The sequence below is a fragment of the uncultured Sphingomonas sp. genome, assembly GCF_964250165.1.
Lineage (GTDB): Bacteria > Pseudomonadota > Alphaproteobacteria > Sphingomonadales > Sphingomonadaceae > Sphingomonas.
On the sequence record NZ_CAXUEK010000080.1, the window covers coordinates 1 to 5,120 of the forward strand.

Annotated in this window: 6 protein-coding genes and 2 pseudogenes; 4 read left to right on the top strand and 4 right to left on the bottom strand. The window is 72.1% G+C overall.

The genetic code is table 11. The features are described 5' to 3' along the window. Positions 1-107 (top strand): annotated as a pseudogene (locus ACFE64_RS13220) (electron transfer flavoprotein subunit alpha/FixB family protein); the annotation flags it as partial. Here ACFE64_RS13220 and dinD read toward each other — a convergent pair. Continuing rightward, positions 104-979 (bottom strand): DNA damage-inducible protein D, encoded by an 876-nt coding sequence (gene dinD, locus ACFE64_RS13225; protein WP_375392929.1) that lies wholly within the window; start codon positions 977-979, stop codon positions 104-106. The pseudogene ACFE64_RS13220 and the gene dinD sit on opposite strands and share 4 nt — an antisense overlap. 80 nt (positions 980-1,059) lie before the next feature. Further along, positions 1,060-2,046 (bottom strand): cell wall hydrolase, encoded by a 987-nt coding sequence (locus tag ACFE64_RS13230; protein ID WP_375392930.1) that lies wholly within the window; start codon positions 2,044-2,046, stop codon positions 1,060-1,062. 91 nt (positions 2,047-2,137) lie between these two features. On the opposite strand from ACFE64_RS13230, the gene ACFE64_RS13235 reads away from it, so the two are divergent. The 3 genes from ACFE64_RS13235 to ACFE64_RS13245 are packed head-to-tail and all read left to right on the top strand — an operon-like array spanning position 2,138 to position 3,229. After that, on the top strand, positions 2,138-2,377 hold the full coding sequence (locus ACFE64_RS13235) for a type II toxin-antitoxin system ParD family antitoxin (protein ID WP_375392931.1): 240 nt from the start codon (positions 2,138-2,140) through the stop codon (positions 2,375-2,377). Beyond that, on the top strand, positions 2,374-2,688 hold the full coding sequence (locus tag ACFE64_RS13240) for a type II toxin-antitoxin system RelE/ParE family toxin (RefSeq protein WP_375392932.1): 315 nt from the start codon (positions 2,374-2,376) through the stop codon (positions 2,686-2,688). The genes ACFE64_RS13235 and ACFE64_RS13240 overlap by 4 nt, the downstream gene beginning before the upstream one ends. A 1-nt stretch (position 2,689) precedes the next feature. Continuing rightward, the gene (locus ACFE64_RS13245) at positions 2,690-3,229 is read left to right on the top strand and encodes an AAA family ATPase (RefSeq protein WP_375392933.1); all 540 of its coding nucleotides are present in this window, start codon (positions 2,690-2,692) and stop codon (positions 3,227-3,229) included. A gap of 24 nt (positions 3,230-3,253) precedes the next feature. Here ACFE64_RS13245 and ACFE64_RS13250 read toward each other — a convergent pair whose 3' ends face one another. Both ACFE64_RS13250 and ACFE64_RS13255 read right to left on the bottom strand, forming a co-directional pair. Beyond that, positions 3,254-4,462, bottom strand: a complete 1,209-nt coding sequence (locus tag ACFE64_RS13250) for an MFS transporter (RefSeq protein WP_375392934.1) — start codon at positions 4,460-4,462, stop codon at positions 3,254-3,256. Beyond that, a pseudogene (locus ACFE64_RS13255) lies at positions 4,452-5,105 on the bottom strand (histone deacetylase family protein); the annotation flags it as partial. The pseudogene ACFE64_RS13255 and the gene ACFE64_RS13250, both read right to left, overlap by 11 nt. Positions 5,106-5,120 lie beyond the last annotated feature (15 nt).

Here is a 5,120-nt window from a genome sequence, read left to right on the forward strand (position 1 = left end):
TCATCGCCATCAACAAGGACGAGGACGCGCCGATCTTCCAGGTCGCCGACATCGGTCTGGTCGGCGACCTGTTCAAGGTCGTGCCGGAGCTGACGGAGAAGCTTTAATCTTCCTGCGGCCGATCGCGAGGACCGAGAAGCCCGCCGGCTTCCGGTCCTTCGATCGCCAGCTTGGGTAGGGCTGTCCTTACGCGTTGCTCGACCAGCTTGATGTGCTCGTCCGCAGGGATGTCTTCGGGCATCGTCCCGCCGATCTTGGCGATGGCCGCGCGTACCTCCCGCCCGACGGAGTGATGCGCCTCGATGGCGCGCTGCTCGCCACGGATGCCTTCCCTGGCCAGCTTGTCGCGCGCCTGGGTCATGCGGAATTGGTTGGCAGCGAGCTCCGTGGCGTTCATGCGGTCCATCAGGGCATCGCGCTGGTCGATCCGCTTCGTCGCCTTGATCGCGTCGACGCCGCGGCCATCGTACATGCCCTTGTAGCCGGCGTCATGGAAGACGCCGAACCGCCGGTCGGCGACGCCGGCGGCGCGGGCCGCTCCGGACAGGTTCTTGAACTCCTCGCTGGCGTGCTTGCGCATCTCCAGCCGCTCGACATCGGCCGCATGCTCTTCCGACAGCTCCTGGCGTCGGGTCTGCACCGCGAAATACTTTTGCGCTCGGGCGATGGCCGGCTTTCGGGGATCGCCATTCTGCGCGATCAGATAACAGGCGAAACGGGAGAGGTGGTAATCCGCCACCACCTGAACGGCGCCCTTGCCACCCACGATCGGTTTGCCGGCGCCGGCAAAGTGATAATCGCTAGGGTTGCCGGACTGCTCGCACGAGGTCATCGCCCGCCGGATCGCGTCCTCGAACCGGCGCCACTGGCTGTAGCCGAGCAGCAACTGCAGGTCGCGCGCACTCCAGTAATCCGCGCCATAGGCGTTCGTCTGGCGAAGCTCCTGGAAGCTGGGCGGCTGGGCGGGTAGGTTGGTCAACCTGCGATCCGATCCGATGAAGACCGGAACAGGTTAGCAACATGGCCGTGATTCGCGCAAGCCGGAGGAGCTGATCGGACTCAGCTCTCCCCGCTGGCGTCCGATGCGATCACCGGGCTGTCTTCGCCGCGATGGACGCGGACGCCGGCGGCCGTGAACAGGCCACCGGAAACCGTGATGTGGGCGGCCTTGATGATCGGCGTCGGTGTCCCGCCGGGCGCAGTCGGTCCGGCAGCGGCGGCGGCAGGTGCGGCCGCCTCCTGCGCGACGGCCGTGTCGCCGCCGCGATGGACCGTGACGCCGAACGTCGCGGCACTCTGCACCGGGTCGCTCGCGCCGCCGAGCGCCGGGCCGCTCGGCTCGATGCCGGCGTAATCCGCGCGCAGGCCCAGCGCACGCTCCACCGCCCCCGGCCAGCGATAGAAGATGTGGTTGCCGATCGCGCCCAGCCGGACGAGGCTCGATGCCCACCACGGCAGTACGTAATTGGCATGGTAGAAGGTGGCGTTGCCGACCGCCGCCATCACGTCGCCGTCGAGCGCCATCGTCGCGACCCGCTCGGCCAGCGCCCAGGCGGAGGGCTGGCGCGGGCGCAGCATCGAGCCATCGCAGGCAAAGGAGAACTGGCAGGCGCGGCCCGCGCCGACCCCCTGATAGACGACGCCGCAGACGCTGTGCGGGAAGGCACGGTCGCGCACCCGGTTGAGCACCACCTGGGCGACGGCGCGCTGGCCGTCGACCGGCTCGGAACGCGCCTCGTAATAGACCGCCGCGGTCAGGCAGTCGCGCGCGCGCGCCGCATCCGCTTCGGTCGCGGCCTGAGCGAGAAAGGGCGGCGGCGCGTCGGGCGCGGCGGCCTGCGGGACCGGCGCGAGCGCGCGATCGGGCAGCGCCGCCAGCGCGCGCTCGCTGACCCCGGGCGCGAGCTGGCGGACCAGCTCGCGCGTGTCGGTCACCGGCCTGGCGGCCTTGACGGCGCGCGGCGGCTCGGGCGCGAGGCACGAGGTGACGAGGAGCAGCAACAGCCCCATCGCGCCCCGCTTCGCCAGACCTGCCCGCTCCCGCATCGGGCAGCGGATAGGGCCAACAGGTTAGGCGGTGATTACCGGCGCGGATCGCCCTCTTGCGATGCGCACGCCCGGGTGCGATCCTGCGGCCATGCTGCACGTCACCCTCCAATTGACCGAGAACCAGGAAGCGATGCTGACCGAGCGGATCGCCGCGGGGGAGTTCGCCAGCCTGGAGGATTATGTCGCGGCGTTGGTGGACGCCGAGACCAGGGCCAAGGCGCAGGAGCGGCTGGAGGCGCTTCTGCTGGATGGTCGTGAAGGCGAGGCCACCGAAATGAACGATGAGGATTGGGCGGAGCTGCACCGCATCGCGACCGGGGGGGAATGAACCGACGCATCGTTCGCATCCGGCCTGCCGCTCGCCGAGACCTGAGAGCCTTGGCCGATTGGCTGCGACGCGAAGCCGACCCGCAAACCGCCGGTCGCGTCATTGCAGCGGCAAGGCGCAGCTTCGACAAGCTGGCCCAAACGCCGGGGCTGGGTGCCCCGGCGGGAGCCAAGCTCGCCGAACTGGCGAATGCGCGACGCTGGCGGATCGACGGTTACGCCACCTACCTGATCTTCTACGAGCCGGAACCGCGCGGAGGAGTTTCCATTCTCCGCGTCCTGCACGCCGCGCAGGATTGGAAGCGGCCCTGACATGCCCGCCACCGACCGGCTGCATGTGCTTACCGGCGGCCCCGGCTCGGGCAAGTCCACCTTGATCGCGGCGCTCGCGGCGGCGGGCATCGTGACCAGCGCGGAGGTGGGCCGGCAGGTGATCCGCGAGCAGGTGGCGGTGGGCGGGACGGCGCTGCCCTGGGCGGACGAGCTGGCCTTCGCCGAGGCGATGTGGCCGCGCGAGCTCGCCGCCCACGCGGCCGCGCTGGCGAGCGGCGCGACGGTGGTGCTGGATCGCGGCGTGCCCGACGTGGTCGGCTTCCTGCGCGTCTCCGGCCTGCCCGTGCCGCCGCGCATCGACGCCGTGGCGCGGGCGACGCGCTACAATCCCCGCGTGTTCATCGCGCCCTTCTGGGCGGCTATCTACACACCCGACGAGGAGCGCAGGCAGCCCGCGGCAGTGGCCGCGGCGACACACGACGTCATGGTGGCGACCTATCGCGCCTATGGCTACGCGCTGGTCGAGCTGCCGCGCGCGTCGGTCGCCGCGCGCGTCGCCTTCGTCCGCCAGAGGCTATGATCCGTCGCCGTCCGATCGGACCGGCTAGGCTTCCGGCGCGACCGGCAGGTCGGCCGCGGCGACCGGGGGCACGCGCGCCAGCAGTGCCGCGCCGGCGAGCGCCAGCAGCGCCAGCACCGTGCCGAACGCCACGACGCCGGGCCAGGCGGCGCGTGCCCAGGCGATTCCGCCGGCCGAGCCGAGCAGGCTAGATCCGGCATAATAGGCGAACAGATACCACGCCGCGCCCTCGCCCCGCGCCGCCTGCGCACGGCGCCCCACCCAGGCGCTGGCGATCGAGTGCGCGCCGAAGAAGCCGATCGTGACCAGCGCGATGCCGGCGATCACCAGCGCTAGCGGCTCGGCGAGCGTCAGCAGCACGCCCGCGAGCAGGATCACGATCGGCCAGGGGAAGACGCGTCGCCGCCCCGCTCGCCCGGCCAGCGATCCGAACCAGGCGGAACTCGCCGAGCCCAGGATGTAGAGCAGGAACACGCCGCCGACCGCCGTCTGGCCCAGCCGGTAGGGCGGCGCGAGCAGCCGGAAGGCCGCGTAATTGTAGATGGAGACGAAGACACCCATCAGCACGAACGCCTCGGCGAAGAGCAGCACGAGCCCGCGATCGGCGAACAGCCGCCGCGGGTCTGGCCGGCGCGTCAGCGGCGCGAAGCGGGCCGAGGGCGGGGCGAGCCGCCGGAACGCCTCGCCCATCGCCAGCCCGATCGCGCCGACCCCGGCAAGCGCCCAGCGCCAGCCGGCGACGTCGGCGAGCAGGCTCGCGACCAGCCGCCCACCCATCCCGCCCAGCGCCGAGCCGGCGATGTAGAGCCCCATCGCATGTCCGACGGAGGCGGCGTCCACCTCCTCGGCGACATAGGCCATCGCCACCGCCGGCACCCCCGCCAGCGCCAGCCCGGCGACCACGCGCGAGCCGACCAGCGTCCCCCAGCCGGGCGCGACGGTGGCGGCGAGCGTCGCGGCGGCGCCGGCGAGCATCGCCGCGACCATCAGCGGCCGTCGCCCGACCCGGTCCGACACGCCGCCCGCGACCAGGATCGCGACCGCCAGCGGGCCCGTCGCCGCCGACACCGCCAGCGACGCCGCCGCCGCGCTCAGCCGGTATTGCGCGGCGAACAGCGGCAGCAGCGGCTGCACGGCGTAGAGCAGCGAGAAGGTGGAGAAGCCCGCGAACAGCATCGCCAGCGTCAGCCGCCGGTAGGCGGGGCTGCCGCGGGCATGGCCCTCAGAAGCCACTCAGGAAGCTCGCGACATTGGCTCCGAGCGCGTCGACCGCATAGCCGCCCTCCATCACGATCGCGGTCGGCCAGCCGCCACCGGCGATGTCGCGCGCGAGCGGCACGTAATCGGCGGTGGTCAGCGCGAAACGGCTGATCGGGTCGCCCTCCCAGGTGTCCGCGCCGAAGCTGACCACCAGCAGCCCCGGCCCGAAGCGGGCGATCGCGTCGAGCGCTGCCCCTTGCGCGCGGCGGAACGCGTCGAGCCGCGTCCCGTGCGGCAGCGGCAGGTTGAGCGTCGCGCCTTCGCCCGCGCCGACCCCGCGCTCGTCGGCATGGCCCCAGTAGAAGGGATAGTCGGTCGCGGGATCGGCGTGGACGGAGGCGTAGAACACGTCGCCGCGCTCCCAGAAGATGTCCTGCGTGCCGTTGCCGTGATGATAGTCGATGTCGAGGATCGCCACCCTGGCGATGCCGGCGTCGCGAGCGGCCTGCACCGCGATCGCGGCGGTGTTGAGGTGGCAGTAGCCGCCGCCATAGTCCGCGCCCGCATGGTGGCCCGGCGGCCGGCACAGGGCGAAGGCGGTCCGCTCGCCGGCGAGCACCGCGTGCGTGGCCGCGAGCGCCGCCTGCGCGCTGGCATAGGCCGCGTCCCAGGTGGCGGGCGTGATCGGCGT

Excerpts from the sequence above, each read along its gene's own strand:
- ACFE64_RS13240 (WP_375392932.1), top strand. The coding sequence starts at position 2,374 with ATGAACCGACGCATCGTTCGCATCCGGCCTGCCGCTCGCCGAGACCTG.
- ACFE64_RS13235 (WP_375392931.1), top strand. The coding sequence starts at position 2,138 with ATGCTGCACGTCACCCTCCAATTGACCGAGAACCAGGAAGCGATGCTG.
- ACFE64_RS13245 (WP_375392933.1), top strand. The coding sequence starts at position 2,690 with ATGCCCGCCACCGACCGGCTGCATGTGCTTACCGGCGGCCCCGGCTCG.
- ACFE64_RS13230 (WP_375392930.1), bottom strand. The coding sequence starts at position 2,046 with ATGCGGGAGCGGGCAGGTCTGGCGAAGCGGGGCGCGATGGGGCTGTTG.